This window comes from Paenibacillus sp. strain BS8-2 (genome assembly GCF_054483835.1).
The window spans coordinates 5,609,647-5,631,516 of sequence record NZ_CM137010.1 but is presented as its reverse complement, the minus strand read 5'-3'; the positions used below and the strand labels follow the sequence as shown (position 1 = coordinate 5,631,516).

Sequence of the window (21,870 nt, the reverse complement as noted above, 5' to 3'; positions counted from 1 at the left end):
CCATCAGAGCCTGTCAAATCTCATTCATCCCGGCTGCTGCAGTTCTGCAAGATAACGTTTGTCGAGCAGACAGACGACGCTGTAAGCGGGATTATACACATTCGCGATTCGGTATTCGCCGGCCTGTCCCAATAGCTGGCTGGCCTCTTCTACAGTGAGCTTGCAGCGATCCATGAGCCAATCCATCATCTCGGTAGTCGCGTGCTGCAGCGCTTGATCCAGCGGCCTTGCGTTGCCAACTGTGAACAGATGACGATCGCTTTCTCCTCGCGGCCAGCGCAGGCTGCTCTGCTTATGTACGCGAACGGTCAACGTGACATCCATCGAAATTTCGATTGCGGCGCCAACAATTTCGCCGTCGCCTTGCAACGCATGACCATCCCCCAGATGAAGCAAAGCGCCTTCGGCAAATACCGGAAGGTAGGTCGTCGTGCCGGCAACGAAGCCATTGTAATCCATATTGCCGCCATATTCGCCGGAGGTGAAGGTCGTAATCGCCTGTCGGCCAGGCGGTGCGACGCCAAAGCAGCCCAGAAACGGGCGCAACGGCAGCTTGAGACGGGACAGCGCCGGAGAGGGCTCCTTTAACCAGCTCAAACCTCCATCGACATCTACATGCCAGATCACCTTCTTAGGTTCCGTCAGATGCATGGCATACGAAGGATCGACGGTATGGGGAGCAGCCATGTTGAGCGACCATCCCCAGTCCCGGCTCGGGACAATGGAATCCCAAGTGATCTCAAGCATGTCGCCAGGCTCTGCGCCTTCAATGTGCACTGGACCTGATAGTGGATTCCCGCCCGGCGCTGCTTGTTCCCCGAATTGATCCCATCCTCCTGCATCCAGCGTGGACACGGTTATCGTTTCGCCGCTTTTCACATAAAGCTGCGGTTGGTGCCAGCCTATTGTGTCGTAGTAGCGAGAGGGCTGAAAGCTCTTCGTCATGTCGCACGCTCCTTGAAAATGACTTCTTGTTTCGTCAACCTTTGATTAGCAGTGCGGGGCAATCCTGGGCGTCCAATAAATGATCAACCTCCTTTTTATTTGTGTGAATCTATCATTCGAATGACATGCAATACCGTTCTGGAAAACATGCAAGTTCAAACTTAGTAGCGACGGTATGGCAATTCGATTGTATAAGATGTTTTTGGGGATTGCGATTAACAATTCAATTACTTTTGTGTAAAACAACGATATTTTTTTATTTTTATACGGAGAAGTGAAAGGATAGATTAGAGGGATACGCCGGTGGAGAGGATCCGTAGGATCCTTGTAGAAGGCGGTCTTTGCTGCTTTGCGAGATGTAATCATAAATGGTTTTGATGCTAATAAGTACAAATTAGTTAATGGAAATCACAATTGGTTTGTACAATTCTCGAGACAGGAATCCTATACTAATCTCGCATCCTAATTGTATGACTAATGTAAAGGAGGACTGTTCTGATATCCACCGCTGATTATGAAATTGCAAATGACCACTGGAAACTATTCTAGGGAGGCTCGACAATGGGACAAAAGGTTCAACGTTTGGTTCACGGGTTTCATTCATCAACGCTTCTAGCTCGCATGCTCGTCTTGCTGATATTTCTAAGTATCATCCCGATCTATCCGGCTTCCATGGCCGACGGGGAAGCCTTCTTAGTCGGGGAGTGCGCGGAGCCTGATGAGGCATGGCTGTTCTGCGATGATTTCGAAAGTGACCGTTCCGCTTCATACAAGGAACCGTTCGGCGTCCAGCCCGATAAGCTTTTCAGGGAAGCGGGAACGGGTCTAGGCATGGCTTCGACGGCGCTGGCAAGTGAATTTTCCGGAAATACGGGTCCGCCTTATTTGAGCCTTGCCTTCGGCAAATCGCCAAATCCGGCAACGGACAAGCCCGTCGGCGATCCGAATACGGCTTACCGGGATGTTTATTGGCGAATGTATGTCAAGAATAGCGAGAGCTGGACCGTCGGCGACGGAGGCACCTTTGCAACCTTCTACGCCAATGGCGCCGGGAATCAGACAATGGCAAAAGCGGTAATCAAATATTCATATGGTCGGCCATATGTCGATCTCTATCCCGCTGTGCTCGATGGAAGCGGTAATCCGACAGGAAGCTTCCAGTCACCCATGTTCGTGGATTCTTTGAATCAGCCCCGTGTTTTCGGTTTAGGAGCTTCGGAAATCAATACCTGGAATCAAATTGAAGTCCGCATCAAACAAAATGATCCGGGGATGTCAAATGGAATCTTCCAGATGTGGGTCAATGATAATCTGGAGATCGACCGAAGTAATTTGAACTGGTTAGGCTCGTATCAGGATTATGCCTTTAACCAAATCGACGTAAACAATTATTTGGGCGCTTCAAGCATCCCTTTGCAATACAGATATCATGATAATTTGGTGGTAAGTACGGAGCGAATAGGCTCTGCATTGGATCCCAATGTGCCAGTAGGTCCGCTACCTAATTTGATCTTCGCGGACAACTTCGACGCATATTCAGATTCGCCTAGTAACCACGGATGGGGAGAGGTGGGCGGGGCGGTTGTCATTGATCCAACGGCAGGACCGGATGGATCGCATGCGGCATCTATTACCTACACAGCACCTAACAGCGTGCCGTGGTTCCGTTATCCGGTAGGTACCTTGAATCTGGATCAGGTCTTCGTCGACTTTGATTTCAAGGTCGACAACCCATCCGGCGGCAGCAAGTTTCTGAAGCTGTTCGGCAAACAGAACCAATCGCAAGGCTACGCCAATACAACGTTTGCACTCAATGGTGATCCGCCAGCTCGACTTACAGCGATTTCATACGGCAATGGCGCAGGGGTCGAGAACGATACGCAAACAACGATTAACTACGATGGCGTTCGGACTGACAATGCGGTAGTTGTCGAGCATGCCACCGAAGCCTTTATTCCGCCTTCTAACGAGTGGCATAACTTTAAAGCCTTTATGCGTTATAACACGGATGGTCAGCGCGATGGCGAATATATGGTCTGGATCGATGGCGAATTGCGTGTTCATGCGACGAATATCAAGAACAGAAACGACCTGAACGCCAGACATTTCGCAAGCCTGGATCTTGCGAATGCCAACTCCGCAAGTCTTGCCCATCCTTGGACGTTATGGTACGACAACGTGCAGTTCATGAGAGATTTGCCGGCTGAGTTGAAAGCGCAGATGGATACGGGCAATACGAATTTAACTGCAATAGATGTGGGAGCGAATTCGCTCAATCCCGTGTTCGATACCGGCACTCTTCAATACAATATGGAGCTGCCGGCTTCGGTATCCAGCGTGAACCTGTCGGTTGCGACCGAGAATCCTCAGGCGACCATCTCCATTAATGGACAGTCTGTTGGCAACGGCGTCGAGTTAGAGGTTCCCGTGGACGTCAATCATAGTAATGCGGAAATCGTCGTTACGGCACCGAATGGAACATCAACCAAAACATACACCATTACCTTTAAGCGGCCTGCCGTCGTTAATGAATGCCTCAACCCGCAATCGGGATGGCTGCATTGCGATACGTTCGAAACCAATCAATTGAACAAGTACTACGATTACTTCAATCGTTGGGGCCGTTTCGTTCGGTCGGGCACAGGGATTGAGAATTCTACCGCCATGTCGTCTTATTATGGTTTTTATGCCGGTGACAAGCTGAATGGGGAAGCTCATCCGGCTCACGGAACATGGCTGAAGCTCGCTGTAGGCAAAACGCCGGATAATACCGTATACAAGCCGGTAGGCGATGACAGCATAGCAGAACGTGATCTGTATTGGCGTTTCTATATGAAGAGCAACTCCATAGCCGAGGGAAATACTACGATTAACAACGGTCCGCTAGCCCGTGTCTATGGATATGGTCCCGGCAACGTGCCTTTCATGCAGATCGAGCTAAGTTATCCGGATACGACGGGCACTCTGGTCTCCAAATTAAGCACTGCTCAATTCGCCGGTGGCAGCGAGCCGGTCGGAGCAGTCTTGACGGATACGCTGAACGGAACAACTCCGGTAATGGCGGCTAACCAAGCGGGCCAGTGGCGGCTTGTTGAAATTCACGCCAAGCTGAACGATCCTGGAGCCAGCAATGGCGTCTACGAGCTCTGGATCGATGGCGAATTGGAATCCAGCAAAACAAATTTGGATTGGGTCGGCGACTATACCGATTACGGCATCAATGTTGTGGAGCTGTACAATACGAACAACCAGCCAGGCGTTCCAGGCGGTGATTACGAGTATCGGGCTTATGATAACTTTATCGTCAGCAGCGAGCCAATCGGAGCTCCCGGCGCAATAAGCCAGATCAATGCGAATTTAAGCAATATCGCCAAAAGCGATGGCAAGCTGTCGCCGCACTTCCAAGCGAATGTGACAGACTATACGTTGACGTTAGAGCATGGCTTAACGAGCACGGACATTACGCCGTTTACGGCTGATGAAGAGGCGACTGTGAAAGTGAACGGCGATGTGCTTCCAGCAGGCAGCGACTTCACATTAAGCGGAACGGATCAGGCCCTGATTGAAGTAACGGCAAGGAACGGCAGCACGGCGAAGACGTACAGCGTCACGCTGGCACAGGCTGCGCCGTTCAAGGTGAACGAATGTTCCGCAGCAAATGTGGACTGGCTGTTCTGCGATGACTACGAGGTTGATCGCATGGATCAATATTTCGAGCGGACGAGCCAGAATCAGTTTTACCGGACTGGCGATGTGGGTCTCGGAGGTTCTTCCGGCATGAAGGCGGAGTTCCGTCAAGCCGACGGGGCCGAACATGACACGGGCGCGATTAAAATCGCATTTGGCCGTACGCCTTCTACTTATCTGAATCCGGTTGCTGCGGAGAATGAAGATTTGACAGAGGTATACTTCCGGTTCTACCTCAAACATGAAAAGGACTGGATTGGCGGCGGCGGTGACAAGCTGGCGCGTCTCAGCTCCATGCAGACCGAGAATTGGGCGCAGTCGATGATCGCACATGTCTGGAGCGGGAACAATAACGGACGTAACCTTCTCGTAGCAGAACCGGCAAGGGGGACGGACGCAAGCGGTACGCTGTTATCTACGAAGTGGAACGATTGGCCTAACCTATACTGGTTTGGCGGGCAGACATCCCAGACGCCAATCTATGATGAGAACCACGTCGGTTCATGGTATGCGGTGGAGACGCGTGTCAAGCTTAACGATCCAGGCCAGTCCAACGGCATATTCGAAATCTGGATTGACGATGAGCTGCAGATGAGCCGCACGGACCTGAATCTGATCGGATCTTACGAGATTGGCCCAGGCAAAGGGTATGGCCTCAACTGGCTCGCTCTCGAAAACTATTGGAATGCGGGAACGCCGCAGGATCAGGAGCGTTATTTTGATAACTTTGTAATCAGCCGCTCCAAGATCGGTCTCGCGGTTGACGATGCCGCACCGGAAACAGCAAGCGGCAATCTGACAATCGATGAATCGTCGAAACAAGCTGGTGATGCGGTCGAACTGACGATTAGCGCTGTTGACGTTGAACCTTTTACCGTCTCTGACGTCATTATCCAGTATGATCCGGAGAAGCTTGAATTTGCTACAGCGACAAGCGGCAACACGGTTGCACTTGCAAGCTCCGCCATTGAATCGCTGCTTCCTAATTACTCGATCATAAGCGCCGTCAAAGAAAATGAGGGACAGATTCGCGTGATTCTTACGACGACGGGCGCAGCGAACGCAGTCAGCGGCTCGCTTCCGATCTTTAAGCTGTATGGCAAAGTGAAGGATGCTGCTGCAGCCGGTAGTTCCACGGTATCGCTGGTCAGCTTTGGGACATCGAAGAGTGGGGTTGGCAACATCCTCGACGTATCCGGAGCGATAGCGAACTTCGAGGTGCTCGCGGTTGACCGGACAACTCTAATCGCGCTGACTGCGAATGCCCTGCAAATCTACGCTGATGCTGTTGTTGGGAACGAGCCGGGGCAATATCCATCTCATGCCAAGACAGCGCTAAACACGGCTATTCAAGCCGCGCTTGCGGTTCAGAACGACAATGGTTCTACGCAGACGGGAGTGAGTCAAGCCATACTTACGCTTGAGGTTGCATTAACCACGTTCTCGAATGCTGTTCACGTAGCTAATCCAGCTAACTTCACGGCGCTGCAAGCCGCCATCTCGATTGCCGAGGGTCGTTACGCGTCAACGATCGAGGGCAACAAGCTGGGACAATACAGCCAAAGCTCGCGGGCAACGTTCCATACGGCGATTCAGGCCGCAATGACTAGAAAGAACAATAATACGTCCACGCAAGCGCAGGTTGATCTTGCCGTTACCACGTTGAATCAAGCAGTCACAGCGTACTCCGCATCGATCATTACCTTTATTGCGGGGCAGACGCAAATAACAATCAATGATCTATCATTCCTTGCAGAATACTTCGCTGTTAAGGAAAGTGATGAAGATTGGAACCAGGTTGCCATTGCTGATCTACTGGATCATGGCGAGATCACGATTGAAACGTTGGCCGCCGTCGCGCAGATGATTTTAGCCGACTGGCTGACAGAATAAGAAAGCAACAAGAAGCCGCCGGACCTTAAGGGTCTAGCGGCTTTCATTTGCAGTGCGCCCAGCGTGTGAGCGCTCTTTAGTGATTAAGACGTGAAGAGGACGACTTGCTCGTTCTTCGAATTCGGTATTTACGGCACGAGCCCGTCAATCGATTCTTCGGACAAGATCACGCGAGACTCGTAGAAGGTAGTCGGCTCTTCATAACCGGAGTTGGCCCAGCCCCACATATATCCATTGCGGAAAGAACCTGCGCCGGGACGAGCGCCCATGTTGAGAGCTCTTTGATCAAGCTTCTTCGTATAGCCTGTTTCCCCTTCCTTGCGGAGCCAGACGATAGCTGTACCGTCGTAGACCGTTGGGCTCGATGACATCTTCATATAGAACACGACATCGATCCACATCCCGACATCATCGCCGTCCAGGAACGGTACTGTCCCCATATTCGTATTGGGCTTTTGTCCGCTGCCAGCACCATCGACTGCGACTTGAAGCTGAAGGTTGCTGCCATTGCCGCCGATATTCCCTGGATAATCATTGGGCCATAGTTGAAAAACAGCGGTAGGGCTTTGGCCATTGAAGCTGTATCCATCGGAATAGAACACTTGGAATTTATTGTTCGTGCTTTGCTGCGAGCGGCCGCTGCCTACCGCCGTAAGTCCTTTCGTTACATTGGTCACGGTTGTATTCCACATATTGTTGTATTCGGGGTAGGTGGTGTCCTGCAAGGCAATTCGATTGCCGTCCATGTACTGGATGATGCCTTGCGCATTGGCATTGGCTCCTTGCACCAAATCGCCAACTTCCCAGCCTGTCGCATCCGATAGCGTTAACCGCATCGTCTTGCGATGGAAATAGTTTTCGGGAATCCATATTCTCCGTTTCAGCCAAAATTCGGACAGCTCCGGCATGCTGAAATACTGTTCTGCACCGAGCGTTCCATCACCGAACGGATTATTGCCTCCAGCGTAATGATATTTCGCGCCGCGTTCGGAAACACCGGATACCAGTTCTACGTCACGGATGCCGTCCTTCCAATCCCAGCCGTCTTTGTCCACCCAATTGTCGCCGGCAGCGAAATTATAATCGACGATGACACCGCTGGTTTCGGATTCGTTAGGCTGGCTTGGCAGATTCGGAATGCCGGCCCAATCATTCAAGATCATCTGAGCGATGGCCGCAATCGCCTCAATTGTGATTTCACCTTGGTTCTTGATATCGGCAGCGGCGATGTCCGACCATTGTGGATCTTGAGAGGTGACGCCAAAGTAGTTCGCGACGATCGACAAGTCGGCGATGGACACCCCAGTTGCGCCTGGCACAAGCGTAATAATCGTTGCATTGTAGTCCATGACGGCTTGGTCAAGCGTGTCTGCCGCTTGATCGACTTGAGCTTGCGTAGCGGCTGTGTTGCCAAGTACCGCTTCGGCTGCGCCGACAGCATTTGTTAATGCCGTCCTTGCCCCGCTCGGGTATTGACCCAGCTTGGTTCCTGCAAAGGTAGCGCTCAATCTGGCTTCCGCTGCTGTGATCGAGGCTTCAAGCTCGGCAAAGTTTGCCGGCAACGCGACAATAACCGACGCTTCGAAGGCTGCGATCGCGGCATTTAACGCCGTTAACGCTTGATCGATTTCATTTTGCGTCGCCGCACTGTTCGTGTACACCTGGTCTGCCGATTCAATTGCATTGTTCAGCGCTGTTTTTGCGCTTGCCGGGTACTGTCCTGGCAATGTGCCCACGGCTGCAGCGCTATGAATCTGCTCCGCTTCGACAATACGATCTCCGAGCGCTGTGCTGTCGATGACGATAATCGATGCGGTCACCGATGCGTTCGCAGCATTCAACGTTTGGCTAATTCCATTCGAGGCGGTTGTAAAATTCGTTAAGGAGATCGATGTATCTCCCGCCGCGGCCGATGGTTTGATTTGTCCGTTCAGCCTAATGAGAGTGGTCTGCTCGCTAATTGCAAGCGGTGCTCCGGTTTTGGCGACAATAAGTCGAATCTGTCCTTCGTTTTCTTTGACGAAGCTTGCGATTGCGGAATCCGGCACAAGAGATTCAAGAGCTGAATCGGCCAATCTTACAGCGGCGCCGTTCGTCACCGTGGCGAATGTCACCTTGTCCGGATCGTAATTTACGATAACATCCGCTGCATTGAGCGATCCAACACCACTTGCTCCTACAGTAAGCTCGAACGTATCGCCAGGCTGTTTGTCCAAGCTGTCGATGGAGAGCGTGCCTGTTGCTTCGGCAGGCACGGCCTCCTGCGTGGCCAAGCCGATCTTGGAACGGCTGATCACGAAGTTATCGAAGTACCGTTCCTGATCCTGCGGCGTTCCGGCGTTCCAATAGTTTTCGAGCGACACCCAGTTCAAGCCGTAGCCCGCGCCAGGACCAATCTCGTAGGTACCGATCCAATCCAGATTGGTATTGCTCATTTCCAGCTTATCGTCGATCCATACCTCGAATATCCCGTTCGATTGTCCAGGATCGTTTAATTTGACACGAGCTTCAACCGCATACCAGGAGCCCGCATGGTTTTCGTCATACATCGGAGTAGTTGATTGACGAGCGCCTACATAGCTATTGTTGGCAAAATCATTCCAACCCGTGGATTTCAGGTTGCCTTCTTCGTCAATCCCGCTAACTGCCTCCGATACAAGGTAATTTTTGGACAGGTTATTGCCGCTCCACACGACGGCGGTCATCGCCTGCGCCCAGTTGCCATTCTGGAGGGAGGTGACGCGAGCGAGCTTGTCGCCGCCTCCGCCCGTCCAATCCTGTTCGTGCTTCACGTAGAAGCGGTAATAGATCTCTCTCAAATCCTCGTTCTGCGCTGCAACCGAATTCAAGTAAGCGTGCGGCGTGCGGCCGATTGCAACCTTGATGGCACCGGTATCATGCTGGTCGCCATCGGCTTGTCTGTATTCGGCTTTCATGCCGGAGGAGCTGCCGAGACCGACGCTGCCCGTGCGATAGAACTGCTCTTGACTCGTGCGCTCAAAGTATTGGCTGGAACGATCTTGTTCGAAGTCGTCGCAGAACAGCCAATCGGCTTGCAACTGCTGGCATTCGTTGACGAGAATCGGATCTGCTTGTACGAGCGTTACGGTATACGACTTGGTTGTTGCGCCGTCGGCAGCCGTAACGTCGATCGTTACCTCATCGGTTAAGGTGACGGATGCTCCCGGCGCGAGGACGGTTCCTTCCACGCTGACGCTAGCCTCGGCAACAGCCGCTTCGGGCGTCAATTGCGCGCTTGTTACCCCATGCGGAACCGTGAGCGTATAGCTGGTCACGTTCGGCTGGAAATGCGGGGTCAGCTTGCCGACGCTTTTGCCAATGTTGTTTAAATTCGCATTGGTTTGCACGTCGAGCTGAGGATCTCCGATTCGCTCGCGACTGACAATCAGATTGTCGAAGACTCTGAACTCGTTGTCGCTTCCTACCGGTCCGTCTGGATCATTGTTGTTGTTATAGATCTCGATGGCATTAATGCCATAGTCCGTATAAGAGCCCACCCAGTCGATATCCTCTTGGCTGGACTCCAATTCGCCGTCAATCCATAGCTCATAGACGCCGTTCGTCTGGCCGGGATCGTTGAGCTTGGCATGAATTTCGATCATGCGCCATGCGCCTGCTTGATCCGCGCGCATGATCGGCGTCGTACCGGTTAATTCGGCTTCCATAGCTGTACCGGTTGGCTGTCCGCTCGTGTCGAATTGACCGGTGCTCAGCTTGGAGACCAGTGTGCCGTCCGCATTCGGATGGTCGATCTCGATCTGCATAATCGGCGTATCGCCGGCGCCATAACCGTATACGCGGGCTAGCGGTCCGTATTGGATGACGCTGTCTCCGATCTCTTGCGTCTTGTTCCGCAGGAAGAAGCGCCAATACAAGTCGCGCTCGGCAATCGCCGGATCGCCGGCAGGCTTGTATACGGCGTTGTCCGGCGTTTTGCCGACGGCTAGCTTCAGCTTGGTGCCATGAATCGGGTAGGGCTGACCTTCAAGCTTATCGCCTTCATAATAGCCGAAGTAAGAGGCGAGGGCTCTTGAGTTGTAGAGGCCCTCAGTTCGGTGAAGAAACCGTCCCCACCTGGCGTAAAATCCATAATATTCACTAAGTTTGTTCGTTTCGAAGGTATCGCAGAACAGCCAATCATCGTCCATATGATGGCACTCGTTCACGATGTATGGTTCTGCTTGCACTGAGGAGTAGGGCGGGATTAAGCCAAAAAGCAATGTGAAAGCGATACAGACGGCGAGGAGCTTCGAGGCGGATAGGTATCGCGACGTTTTTCTTTCATGTACTGCCATTGTCGTGGGCCTCCTTCGATCATTTTGAGATGCTTGCATTGCCGATGACTTCCAAAGCTCTTTGTTTAGCCGTAATCATATCCCCCCTCGATCGTATTGTGTTCATGATCATCAAGTAAGTGTCCTCATCATGGTGGATTAGCGGTGTGCGTGATTAGTATAAGTACGGAAATGCGGACATTTAAACAAACCGATGTTGTGATTCATTAACCTTGCAGAACGAATTTGGCTTACTGGGTCAAATAATCGTAGATTATTACAAATGGAATTCATTCGTCCAATTGAACCGTCGGGCTCAAACATGTATCCGCTTTCGAGTTCGTGTACGCTATCCGTCGCCGACGGTTAACCTGGTGGGAAGTATTCAGGATTATGTATTGGCTCATTATCGTGAAGAGATCAGAGTCGTACAGTTGGCAAAGCTCGTGAACCGTTCGCCTAATTATATGTAGGTTTTTTCGATCAAGCCTACTTCAACCGGGTATTCAAATAGGTTTATGGATTTCCTCCGTCGCTTCTGCTCAAGGAGTTGGGGCGCCTTAATCCCTTAACCAACACTGAGGAAACAATAGAGGATAAGTGAGCGGCAAGATGTCGCCGGACCTCAGGGTCCGGCTTTTTTTTCTGGCGTCACAAGGCCTCTGCTTCGCATCGCTATACATTTTGGCAAGACGAATTCATACATATGCGCTACAATATGGACATTAACGGCTGCATGATGCGGCTGATCACCTGCTTTCCTGAATTGGGACAAGCGTGTGAACGAGGAAGCGAGGCAGCAGCATATGATGATGCGTCCGTTCAAGCAGAAGAACAGTCTGAAGCTGAAGGTAGTGCTAAGTTTATGCGCCATCCTGGGAGCAGTTTTTTTTGTCGCGGGTTATATGACCTATAGCTGGCATGTACAGATTGCGCGCGATGAGATCAAGGGTCAGTTCTCCCGTACGGTAGATCAAGTATTGTACAGCGTAGAACAGAAGGTACAGAGCAGCTACAAGCTATCCAACCAGATGATCTTCCATCCACAGATTATCGAAACGCTAAACAAGAAAGCGGTTACGTATTATGATACGACCGCCGTTCAAGATATATTGGACCAAATGATGCTGGCAGAGCCGCAATTGTTATCGATCAACCTATTCGATCTGGAGGGACATCAATTCCGCCCGGCTAACTCCTTCCTGTTCCGTCCTCTTAACGAAACGGCGCATACTGCGATCTTGGACAAATTGGAGAATAGCAATGGCGAGCTTATCTGGTTCAAGGACTCGGTGGATGAGCTGCTGGCGGGCAGTCCGAACAAGGGGGATGCGATCATAGCCGCAAGGTGGATGAAATCGAACAAGCTCGAAACGTTTGGCGTCCTTGTCTTCGTGTTTCACAATCGGTATTTCATCAATGAGCTGCAGCACGTAATGAATCATGCCGAAGGCAGTCTAGAGCTCTATAACAACGAAGGCGAACTGCTCTATGGTGACGCTCCATCCGGTACAGACGATCCATACATTACCTCCGATAGCATCTCGGACAAAACAGGCTTTAAGCTGCGAGGCCGGACGTCACTGGCACAGTTGGAGGACAAAAGCAGCATTATTTTTCAAATATCGTTGTACAGCGGGGTGGTAAGCATCATCCTGTCCAGCATATTGCTTGTTCTTACGATGCAGCGCTTATTCACCCCGATGACGAGACTGATCGAAGGTATGCGCAAGGTTAGGGCGGGACAGATGGATACGCAAATCGAGGTAAGCACGAGTGATGACATGGCATTTCTCGGAGAGAGCTTTAACTCCATGGTCCGAAACATTAATAGCTTGATCGAAGAGGTGTACGAGAAGCAGCTGCGCGAGAGGGAAGCGGAGCTCAAGGCGATTCAGGCGCAATTGAATCCACATTTTCTCTATAACACATTGGACATGGTTTATTGGCGCCTGTACCTGCAGAACGATCATGACAACGCACGAATCATCATTGCTTTGTCGGAGATGCTTCGTTATTCTCTGGAACCTGCCGGCGGTGAAACAACCGTAAAAGACGAGCTTCGCCAGCTTAGTAATTATTTGAACATTCAGCAGGGCAGATTCGAGGATTCGCTGCATGTGACGATCGAGACGGATGAAGAAACGATGAACTGCCGGATCTTGCCGCTTCTCCTGCAGCCAGTCGTTGAGAACGTATTCGTACATGCCTTCCAACTGGAGGAGATAGAAGAGAAACGAGTTTCGGTTCGACTGAAACGAATAGAAGGTCAATTGGTCGCCGAAGTGGAGGATAACGGTTCGGGCATGCCCGTCACGATTCTGGAGGAACTGCGCGAAGGACGAACACAAGAGGAACGGGATAAGCATATCGGTCTTCGCGGCGTTATTCGCCGCATTGAGCTCGTGTACGGAGCGCCTTACCGATTAGATATCGAAAGCACGAAGGAGAAGGGCACTTTAATTCGGCTCATTCTGCCTTATCAAACCATTGAAGACACCAAGGGGGGCGACGGAGCAGCATGAAGGGCAAAGTGATTCTCGTAGATGACGAGCTGTATATTCGCAGAGGATTGAGCAAGCTGATTATGGAGCAAACGACTCAATGGACCATTGCAGGCGAAGCAAAGAACGGGCAGGAAGGTCTTGAGCTTATCCAGACCATCAAACCCGATCTGGCTATTATCGATATTCGGATGCCCGTCATTAACGGGATTGAGCTGGCAGAAGCCGTGGCGCGGCAAAAGCTAGGTGTAGAATTGGTCATCCTGACTGGTCACAAGGACTTTGCCTACGCACAGGCAGCCGTGAAGTATGGCGTCAGCGATTTCCTGCTGAAACCTTGTCCAGAGGAAGAAGTATCGGGCATGCTCGACCGAATGTATGACAAGCTGCAAACAGGGAAACGGCGATTGGAGCGAGAGCGAGAGTTGCTGGAGCATGAGGCAATTCGCGCGCTGTTGCTTCGGTTCCCGCAGCGGGATGAGATGACTCCAGTTCTTCAACAATCCTTGATTGGCCGGGCTTGCTGGTTCGTGGAGGGGCTTGCCGAATCCGGCAGCAAGTTCAAGGGCAACATGGAATTGCTTCAATTTGCGATAAGAAACATCGTATTGGAGCTCGCGGAACGGGCAGACTGCGAAGTGCGTTATGTGCCGATGTCTACTAATTTGAGTGTGCTGTTCGTGCAAGCAGGGCATGAAACAGACGTCCTCGGACAACTTTCTGGAGAGATGATTAATCAGACGAAGGGGCTGCTCGGTGTTGAACTGTCGTTAATGGATGCAGGTTTCATTACGGAGCTCAGCGAAGTGCCTAGCTGGTATGAGGGGATCAAGAATCAGGTGGTACATGACATTGCTACCGCCCAGCCGCGTCCGCAAGGCGAGACATTATTATGGTCTGGGGGCGCGCAATCGCTGTATGAGGAATGGTTGTACGTCATGTCTAGCGGAGTCGTGGATCAGCTGCGCGTTCTGGTGAAAGGGGAGGTCGACGGGATCGCTAATTTGCCCATGAGCGAACAACGGGGCAAGTATCTTATGGTTAGCGTAGTGCTGCAGACGTTAGCCCGCAAGCTCTCGCGCATGGACACGGGGCAACAAACAACAGCTCCAGATCATGGGTGCGAATCAGTCATCGCTGGATTGGCGTCGGATGTATCGCAATCAAATGCAGATCCTAGCGGGCTGGATGCCGAAGCACGGCCATCTGCCGTACGGGAGATGGCAGATCGATTCCTGCAGTTATTCGAGCAGTGGCAGGAGCGAAGCAATGGACAGGCAGTCCGCAAAGCAATGGAGTATATTGGCGAACATTATAGGGAGGCATGCAGTTTGTCGGAGGTCGCCGCTCATGTACACTTTAATCCCACTTACCTCAGTACATTGTTCAAACGCGAAACTGGCGAACGATTTGTTAACTATGTTTCGAAGGTGCGCATGGAGCAAGCGAGGCTGCTGCTTAACAATACGGATATGAAGATTGCGGAAATCGCGAATTTGGTAGGCTTCGACGATCCTAATTATTTCACAGCGAGCTTCAGTAAGATGCATGCGATGTCCCCCAATCAATATCGCAAGCAGCATTCCTCCTTACACGAATAGGACATGACTGCCCGTGTGTAGAAAAGCTATATCGGCTTTTCTTCATACGGTTTTTTTGCTTATAGAGGTTGTTCAAATAGTGATCCAAAGAATTCAAAGTTTTTTTCGATAAGAATCAAGGAAGAGGCTAGCGCTAATTCTCTATACTGTTCCTATGAAGCGCGGGAGCTTCAGATCCAACAACTTGTTACAGGGGGAATTTATTCATGAGGAAAACAATGATGTCCATGCGGCTGCTAACGTTGCTACTCGCCGCGCTGCTGCTCGTAACCGCATGCAGCTCCAATGCAGGGACGAACGGAAATACGGAGGCAAGCCAAGCGCCGGCCGCTACGAATGAGCCTGCGGCTACGGCTGAGACTAAAACTCCAGTTAAGCTGAGATTGGCGCATGGCTGGACAGGCGAGGTTGCAATGGCGGCTGCTTTCGAGCCGGCGCTTGATCGATTTATGGCAGCGAACGAGCATGTGGAGTTGACAGTCGAAACCGCTCCAGGCAACGGTATTCGCGAGAAGATTGTGGCCGAGATGGCTGCCAACGATCCACCGGACATTTTCTTGCACTGGGGCGTACGGGATACGGCCAGCTATATCCAGAATGGCATGGTTGCGGATTTGACGGATCTGATCGAAGCGGATGCGGAAATGGAAGGACGATATATCGAGAACGCCTATGCTTCGGCAACGTTCCAGAACCGAATCTACGGATTGCCAATCGAGGCCTATATGATGACTTTCGTCGTCAATGAGCAATTGTTCCAGGAGCATGGCGTGACGGTGCCGTCGACATGGTCCGAGCTTCTAACAGCCGTGGATGCGTTTAAAGCCAAAGGGCTGATCCCGATTGCAGCCAATGACGGTACGACCAGAGCGATGCTGACGGTGCTTAATGATCAGCTGTACGGCGAGAGTGTGCGGGACAGTTTGACAGGCAAGGCTCCATATGGCGAGAAGCTGGGCAAAACGGCGGAATATGCGGCCGAGCTGATCGGCAAAGAAGCATTCCCGGTAGGCATGGAAACGATGGGTACGCTGCAAGCGCTCGAATTGTTTAATGCCGGTATGGCTCCGATGTATTTCCAACATAGCTGGACCCTTGGCAGTATCGCGGAGGATATGCTGGATCATGTGAAAGTGGTTCCTTTCCCTAAGGTTGACGAAGCAGAACGTCATCAATTGACGGCAGGTGTAGGTTACTTCGTTTACATGAGTCAGCAGGCATACGAGGATGAGGCGAAGCGTGAAGCGGCTTGGGAGCTTGCCAAGTTCTTGGCTGGTCCAGAGGTAGGCAAGGATCTGGAAGAAATTTCGGGGAATCCAAGTCCAGTCGTCATGGAACGCAGCGATAAGATTCATCCGATTATGGCTCAGGCGCTAGCGCTCCGCGATTCCGGAGAAGCAGGCGTGTTCCCCGACCATAACGATATGTTGTCCAGTGACGCCAGCGCGGCGTATAACGATCTCAAAACGAGACTTTACTTAAAAAACATTACGCCCACTGAGTATGCGGAACGATTCCAACAGGCGATAAACGACCATCCCAATCCGGCGTTTCAATAACATCGAGAGGGTGCAAGAATAGGAGCGATTGGCGATGAGAAGGGAACGTTTGATCATTACAGCAGCCTTTACTTTGCCGACGCTGTTGCTTTACGCCTACTTCTTTCTAAGTCCGATCGGAGAGGTCGCGTACTTCAGTCTGTTTGACTGGGACGCGATTTCTCCCAAGGAATATCTGTTCCTGGACAACTATGTTCGGTTGTTCCAGGATCCGATCTTCTATCGTTCTCTGCTGAATACGGTGTATCTGCTGGGTTTTCTGACATTGCTGATGATCCCGCTGGCCTTGCTGCTTGCGTACTTGCTGTATACCGAAGTGCGCGCATTCAAGTTCCTGCGGACGATCTATTTCATCCCTGTCGTCATATCCAGCGTAGCAACGGCGCTCATGTTTCAATTCATCTATGAAAATAACTTCGGCATCTTAAATACCCTTCTTCGAAACCTCGGCTTGGGAGCTTATACGAAAGTATGGCTCTCCGATGCCGCTACTGCGATGTCGGCCGTATCGATGCCGCTCGTATGGGGACAGGTGGGACTGATGATGATCATCTTGCTGGCTGCGCTTCAAGGCATTTCGCCAGAAGTGCTGGAGGCGGCCGAGATCGATGGCGCGAACGCCTTCCAAAGACTCATTAAGGTCATCCTTCCGATGATCAGCAGCGTAGTTGGCATTTGTCTCATCCTGGCGGTTACAAGTGCATTCAAGCAATTTGATTTTATCTTGATACTGACGCAAGGCGGGCCCATTCATCGAACGGAAGTGACGGGCAGTTATATGTACAATCAGGGCTTCAGTCGCATGAATTATGGTTATGGAAGCACCATTGCGGTTGCCATCATGGCAATTGCCGTTACCATCTCCGTCCTGGTGAACAGATGGTCTGCGAAGGACTAAAGAGAAAGGTGATGGCAGGATGAAACGTATCGCCGCAAATGTATTCAAATATGGCTTTCTATGGGGCTACGCGCTGTTGTCCCTTGGTTTGTTCGCGTGGGTGTTGATTAGCTCGTTTAAGTCCAATCGCGAAATATTCCGCAGTCCGTTCGCGCTGCCCGAAGCGTTGAACTTCGATAACTACATTAGAGCCTGGAGCAGCGCCAGTATTGGAGATTACTTCTGGAACAGTCTTGTTGTTTCCGTATTCGGCACCCTGTTTACGGTTGTATTCGGAGCGATGACGGCTTATATCATTGCACGTCTGCCCTTTCGGGGAAGCGCATGGCTGTGGGCGTTATTCGCCATTGGCCTTGCCGTACCGATGCAGTCGCTGCTGCTGCCAACCTTCTTAAAGATGAACGAATTAGGACTTAGAGACAATCTGATATCGCTTGTTATCGTCTATTCGGTATTCGGTTTTCCGCGGGCGATCTTCCTTCTCGTTGCCTTTATGCGCACGATTCCGAAGGAAATGGAAGAAGCGGCGATTATGGACGGCTGCGGCTACTGGAAGAGCTTCTACAAAATTATATTGCCGCTCAGCATGCCTGGGATTGCGACGCTGGCCATCTTGGACTTCATCGGTGCTTGGAATGAATATGTATACGCTTCCGTGCTGATCACAAGCGATGTATGGCGTACGCTACCGATTGGGCTGGCCAATTTCCGAGGCGAATATTCAAGCGAATACGGCTTGATCAGTGCAGGCATTCTGTACACGATGATACCAGTTGTGATCATCTATATCATCTTCCAGGAGCAGATCGTGAAGGGTCTTGCGGCGGGATCAGTTAAGGGATAAAGCATTGGTTTGGAAGGATGGAGTCACAATTGAACAACAATCAGAAGGGCAGCCTGACAATACAGGCAAGAAAAACGTTCCGGGATGCCGTGACGGGCAAGCTGGTAACAAGGCTGACATCGGATGGCGTATTGTCGCATCATCCTTACTTCTATAATCGAATTTTCACCTCGCAGGGAAGCGGCCTCCTCTTTGCGACTCGCCACGAAGGTGTAAGCTCGCTGCATCTGATGAATTTGGAGAGCGGTGAGTCGCGTCAGCTGACAGACGGCCAAGATATTATGGCATTCAGCGCCAATCTATCGCCGGGCGAGCGCTGGTTGTATTATGTGCGGGGCCAATCCATCGTTAGGACCTGTATGGAGGACCTGCATGAGGAAACGGTGTATACAACGCAGGAAGGCTGGCTCGCTTACGATAATCCCGGAATGGGTGCCGACGGCGAATATATGGTTACCGTAGAGATGAAAGAAGAGGACCGGATCGAGACTCATGGAGGATGGTCTGCATTCGAAGCCCAGTGGGAGGCGCGCCCGCATTGCCGCATCGTCAGGATCCATCTCGCAACTGGACGCAGCGAGGTCATGTATGAGGAGCGTTGCTGGCTGGGACATCCGCAGCTGCGACCTGGCGATTGCGATACAATCATGTATTGTCATGAAGGGCCGGCACACAAAGTAGACTCGCGCGTATGGCTGCTGCGAGAAGGGAAAGGGATTTCGGCGCGACCACAATCGCCTGGCGAAATGATTTCGCATGAATATTGGCATCCGGATGGAACGGCGATTGCGTACGTATACCGGACACAGCGCAATGAAGGGTGGTCCTCCAGCGCGGTTGTCGATCCCCTTACTTACAGACCGATCACGAATGAGGCGGAATTAAAGCAGCAGATTAGACTGCTGGATCCAGACACCTTACAAGAACGTGTAGTGATGGATTGCTCACCCTATTGTCATTTTATCTCCAATGACGATCATTCGCTCATCGTAGGCGATGGTCAGACCGAGCATGAAGGGTATCTATACCTTGCAGATCCTGCCACAGGCCGCGAGACGGTGTTATGCGGGCATGGCTCCAGCTGGAGAAGTTACGGGACGACACAAGACGCCCATCCTCATCCAGTCTTTACGCCGGATGGGAAACATGTCGTCTTTACCTCCGATCGGGATGGACTTCCCGCTGTGTATATGGTCGAGCTTTAGAACGAAGGGTGGGTAAAGGATGGACAGAGGAACGATGCAGCGGACCCTGACGGCCGTATCTGACAAAATGATGCGTTTGGATAACGAAACGAATATGGACGAGACCTGTCCAATCAGCATTATCGATATGAATCAGTGGGAATGGGCGCAAGGGGTGGGATTGTACGGCCTGCTTAAACAATACGAGGCAAGCGGCGATCGGCAGCTGCTAGATGAGCTGATATGCTGGTTCGACGCCAGAATTGGCGAGGGGCTGCCCGAAAGGAACGTCAATACAACTTGCCCGATGCTGACGCTGTCCTATATGTATGCGTACACAGGGAGAGAAGATTATTTGCGGTTATGCGAGGATTGGGCCGAGTGGATCGTGAGGGATATGCCCCGCACGGAGCAGAACGGACTGCAGCATATCGTAAGCGGTGAGCCGAACGAGCAGCAGCTCTGGGATGATACGTTGTTTATGACGGTGCTGTTCTTGGCCCGCATGGGCAAGCTGTTGGATCGCCAAGACTACGTGGATGAGTCCGTGCGTCAGTTTCTGGTGCATCTGGCGTATCTGACCGATCGCAAGAGCGGTCTACTGTTTCATGGCTGGACGTTTGCCGGGCGCCATCATTTCGCCGAGGCACTGTGGGCCAGAGGGAATTGCTGGTTAACGGTGGCGATTCCGGATTATTTGGAGATGATCGACGGCAGTCATGGAGGCGTCAAACACTTCTTGTTAGACAGCCTTCAGGCACAGGTGAACGCGCTTCGAAGCCTTCAGTCTGATAGCGGCATGTGGCCGACGCTGCTTAACGAACCTCAATCGTACGGAGAAACTTCGGCTACGGCTGGATTTGCATACGGTATTCTCAAGTGTGTCAGGCTCGGATATCTTGGCAATGAATATCTGGAGAACGGACTTCGGGCTGCAGAGGCGGTCGCACGGCGAATTGCGGCGGATGGTACAGTGCTGGAGGTTTCCTATGGGACCGGCATGGGAGCGGATCTGGACGCTTATCGCAATATTCCTATCTGTCCGATGACTTACGGGCAGGCGTTAGCCATCTTGATGCTGACGGAATGGCAAAAAATCGACGAGGCGGGATAACAGTTGAATACGCAAACGATACAAGAGCGACTGGAGGTTCCGGTCGCCGGAGGTTACGACATCATTGTAAGCGGCGGCGGTCCGGCAGGAATTGCCGCGGCGCTTGCCGCCGCCGGTCAAGGCTTGAAGACGCTGCTGGTCGAAGTATGCGGCTGTTTGGGCGGTGTATGGACATCGGGGATGCTGACGCTGATTCTGGATATGGAGGGCAAAGGCGGGCTCATGCAGAGAATCAAGCAAGAGCTTGCTCTTCGAGGAGAAGTGCTGCCGCGAAACAATAACCATAATTTCATCTATGACGTGGAGTCCATGAAGATTCTGCTGGAGGACTTGTGCCGGGAGGCCGGTGTTCACGTCTTGCTCCATTCACGGGTGGTTCAGGCTGTCCAGGAGAGCGGCAAGCTGAAGGCGATTTGCGTCGAGGGTATGTCTGGGCGTCTGGCATTGGAGGCGAAGGTGTTCGTCGATTGTACCGGGAACGGCGATTTGGCGGCAAGAGCCGGCTGTTCCTTTGATATGGGTCATCCAGAGACGGGGCAAATCCAGCCTGCCAGCATGCATGCCATTGTAAGAGGCGTTCCGGAGTCATTCCGTACGATGGAGACGTACGAGAGTAAACGTGCATTCCGCGATTATTTGAACGGCTTGACATGCGAGACGAGCAACAAGGCGCCGACGATTATTGCACTGCCGCTAAAGGGGACTTACGTGCTGTCCGTCAATCATCAATTTGATGTTCGCTGCGACGATTCATTCGCGGTGACAGAGGCAACGCTGCAGGGGCGAGCCGAAATTCATTCGGTCATTCGTCTCTTGCGCAGGCAACCAGAATGGAGTGAGCTGGAGCTGATCGCAACGCCTCCGCACATTGCGATGAGAGAAGGCAGGAGACTTCGGGGTCTATACAAGCTGACGCTGGACGATATCGTGACGGGGCAGAAATTCGCGGATGGCGTGTGTATGGTCAAGTTTGCTGTGGACATTCATGCAACGAATTCCTCCCAGACACACGGATATGGAAATGCGGGGATTACTACACAGCCGTATCATGTACCTTTTCGAAGCTTGGTGTCCTCAGAAATACAAAATCTGGCATTCGCAGGCAGATGCATAAGCGGCGACTTCTATGCCCATGCCTCTTACCGGATCACTTCGACTGCTGTTGCAATGGGAGAAGCCGTTGGGATCGCAGCGGCAGAGGCCATTGCTTGCGGCGGATCGTTCCACGAGGTTCAAGGCGAACAAGTTGCCGCGGAGATGAAGAGGAGAGGTTACGAGCTGTAGCCGGACAACAATAAATGAGTCGATGTGGCAGAGCGGTGCCTGCATGCGAGCGGAGAAAGCTT

General features: G+C 51.8%; 11 protein-coding genes. 9 read left to right on the top strand and 2 right to left on the bottom strand.

The genetic code is table 11. From position 1 onward, the window contains the following. Positions 1 to 24: 24 nt before the first annotated feature. Positions 25 to 945, bottom strand: a complete 921-nt coding sequence (locus ACX1C1_RS24370) for an acetamidase/formamidase family protein (protein WP_458954703.1) — start codon at positions 943 to 945, stop codon at positions 25 to 27. Positions 946 to 1,506: 561 nt separating this feature from the next. Here ACX1C1_RS24370 and ACX1C1_RS24365 point away from each other — a divergent pair. Then, a complete protein-coding gene (locus ACX1C1_RS24365) occupies positions 1,507 to 6,525 on the top strand; it encodes a cadherin-like beta sandwich domain-containing protein (RefSeq protein WP_458954702.1) in 5,019 nt (1,672 codons plus the stop codon). Between the two features lie 128 nt (positions 6,526 to 6,653). On the opposite strand, the gene ACX1C1_RS24360 is transcribed toward ACX1C1_RS24365, so the two are convergent. Continuing rightward, entirely contained in the window at positions 6,654 to 10,841 is a 4,188-nt protein-coding gene (locus tag ACX1C1_RS24360; RefSeq protein WP_458954701.1) for a cohesin domain-containing protein, read from the bottom strand. A 785-nt stretch (positions 10,842 to 11,626) separates the two neighbouring features. Here ACX1C1_RS24360 and ACX1C1_RS24355 point away from each other — a divergent pair. From ACX1C1_RS24355 to ACX1C1_RS24320, 8 genes are all read left to right on the top strand, one after another. Then, entirely contained in the window at positions 11,627 to 13,345 is a 1,719-nt protein-coding gene (locus ACX1C1_RS24355) for a sensor histidine kinase (RefSeq protein WP_458954700.1), read from the top strand. Next, positions 13,342 to 14,925 carry a response regulator transcription factor gene (locus ACX1C1_RS24350; RefSeq protein ID WP_458954699.1) on the top strand — a complete coding sequence of 528 codons (1,584 nt, stop codon included), beginning with the start codon at positions 13,342 to 13,344 and terminating at the stop codon, positions 14,923 to 14,925. Before ACX1C1_RS24355 ends, ACX1C1_RS24350 begins: the two co-directional genes overlap by 4 nt. Before the next feature lie 206 nt (positions 14,926 to 15,131). After that, entirely contained in the window at positions 15,132 to 16,484 is a 1,353-nt protein-coding gene (locus ACX1C1_RS24345; RefSeq protein WP_458954698.1) for an ABC transporter substrate-binding protein, read from the top strand. A 34-nt stretch (positions 16,485 to 16,518) separates the two neighbouring features. Continuing rightward, positions 16,519 to 17,382 carry a carbohydrate ABC transporter permease gene (locus tag ACX1C1_RS24340; protein WP_458954697.1) on the top strand — a complete coding sequence of 288 codons (864 nt, stop codon included), beginning with the start codon at positions 16,519 to 16,521 and terminating at the stop codon, positions 17,380 to 17,382. A gap of 19 nt (positions 17,383 to 17,401) precedes the next feature. Next, entirely contained in the window at positions 17,402 to 18,226 is an 825-nt protein-coding gene (locus ACX1C1_RS24335) for a carbohydrate ABC transporter permease (RefSeq protein ID WP_458954696.1), read from the top strand. Between the two features lie 29 nt (positions 18,227 to 18,255). Then, on the top strand, positions 18,256 to 19,431 hold the full coding sequence (locus tag ACX1C1_RS24330; protein WP_458954695.1) for an oligogalacturonate lyase family protein: 1,176 nt from the start codon (positions 18,256 to 18,258) through the stop codon (positions 19,429 to 19,431). 19 nt (positions 19,432 to 19,450) lie between these two features. Beyond that, positions 19,451 to 20,524: a beta-galactosidase BglB gene (gene bglB, locus ACX1C1_RS24325; protein ID WP_458954694.1), complete on the top strand. Its 1,074-nt coding sequence runs from the start codon at positions 19,451 to 19,453 to the stop codon at positions 20,522 to 20,524. A gap of 3 nt (positions 20,525 to 20,527) precedes the next feature. Then, positions 20,528 to 21,808 carry an FAD-dependent oxidoreductase gene (locus tag ACX1C1_RS24320; RefSeq protein WP_458954693.1) on the top strand — a complete coding sequence of 427 codons (1,281 nt, stop codon included), beginning with the start codon at positions 20,528 to 20,530 and terminating at the stop codon, positions 21,806 to 21,808. The last annotated feature ends 62 nt before the right edge of the window (positions 21,809 to 21,870 follow it).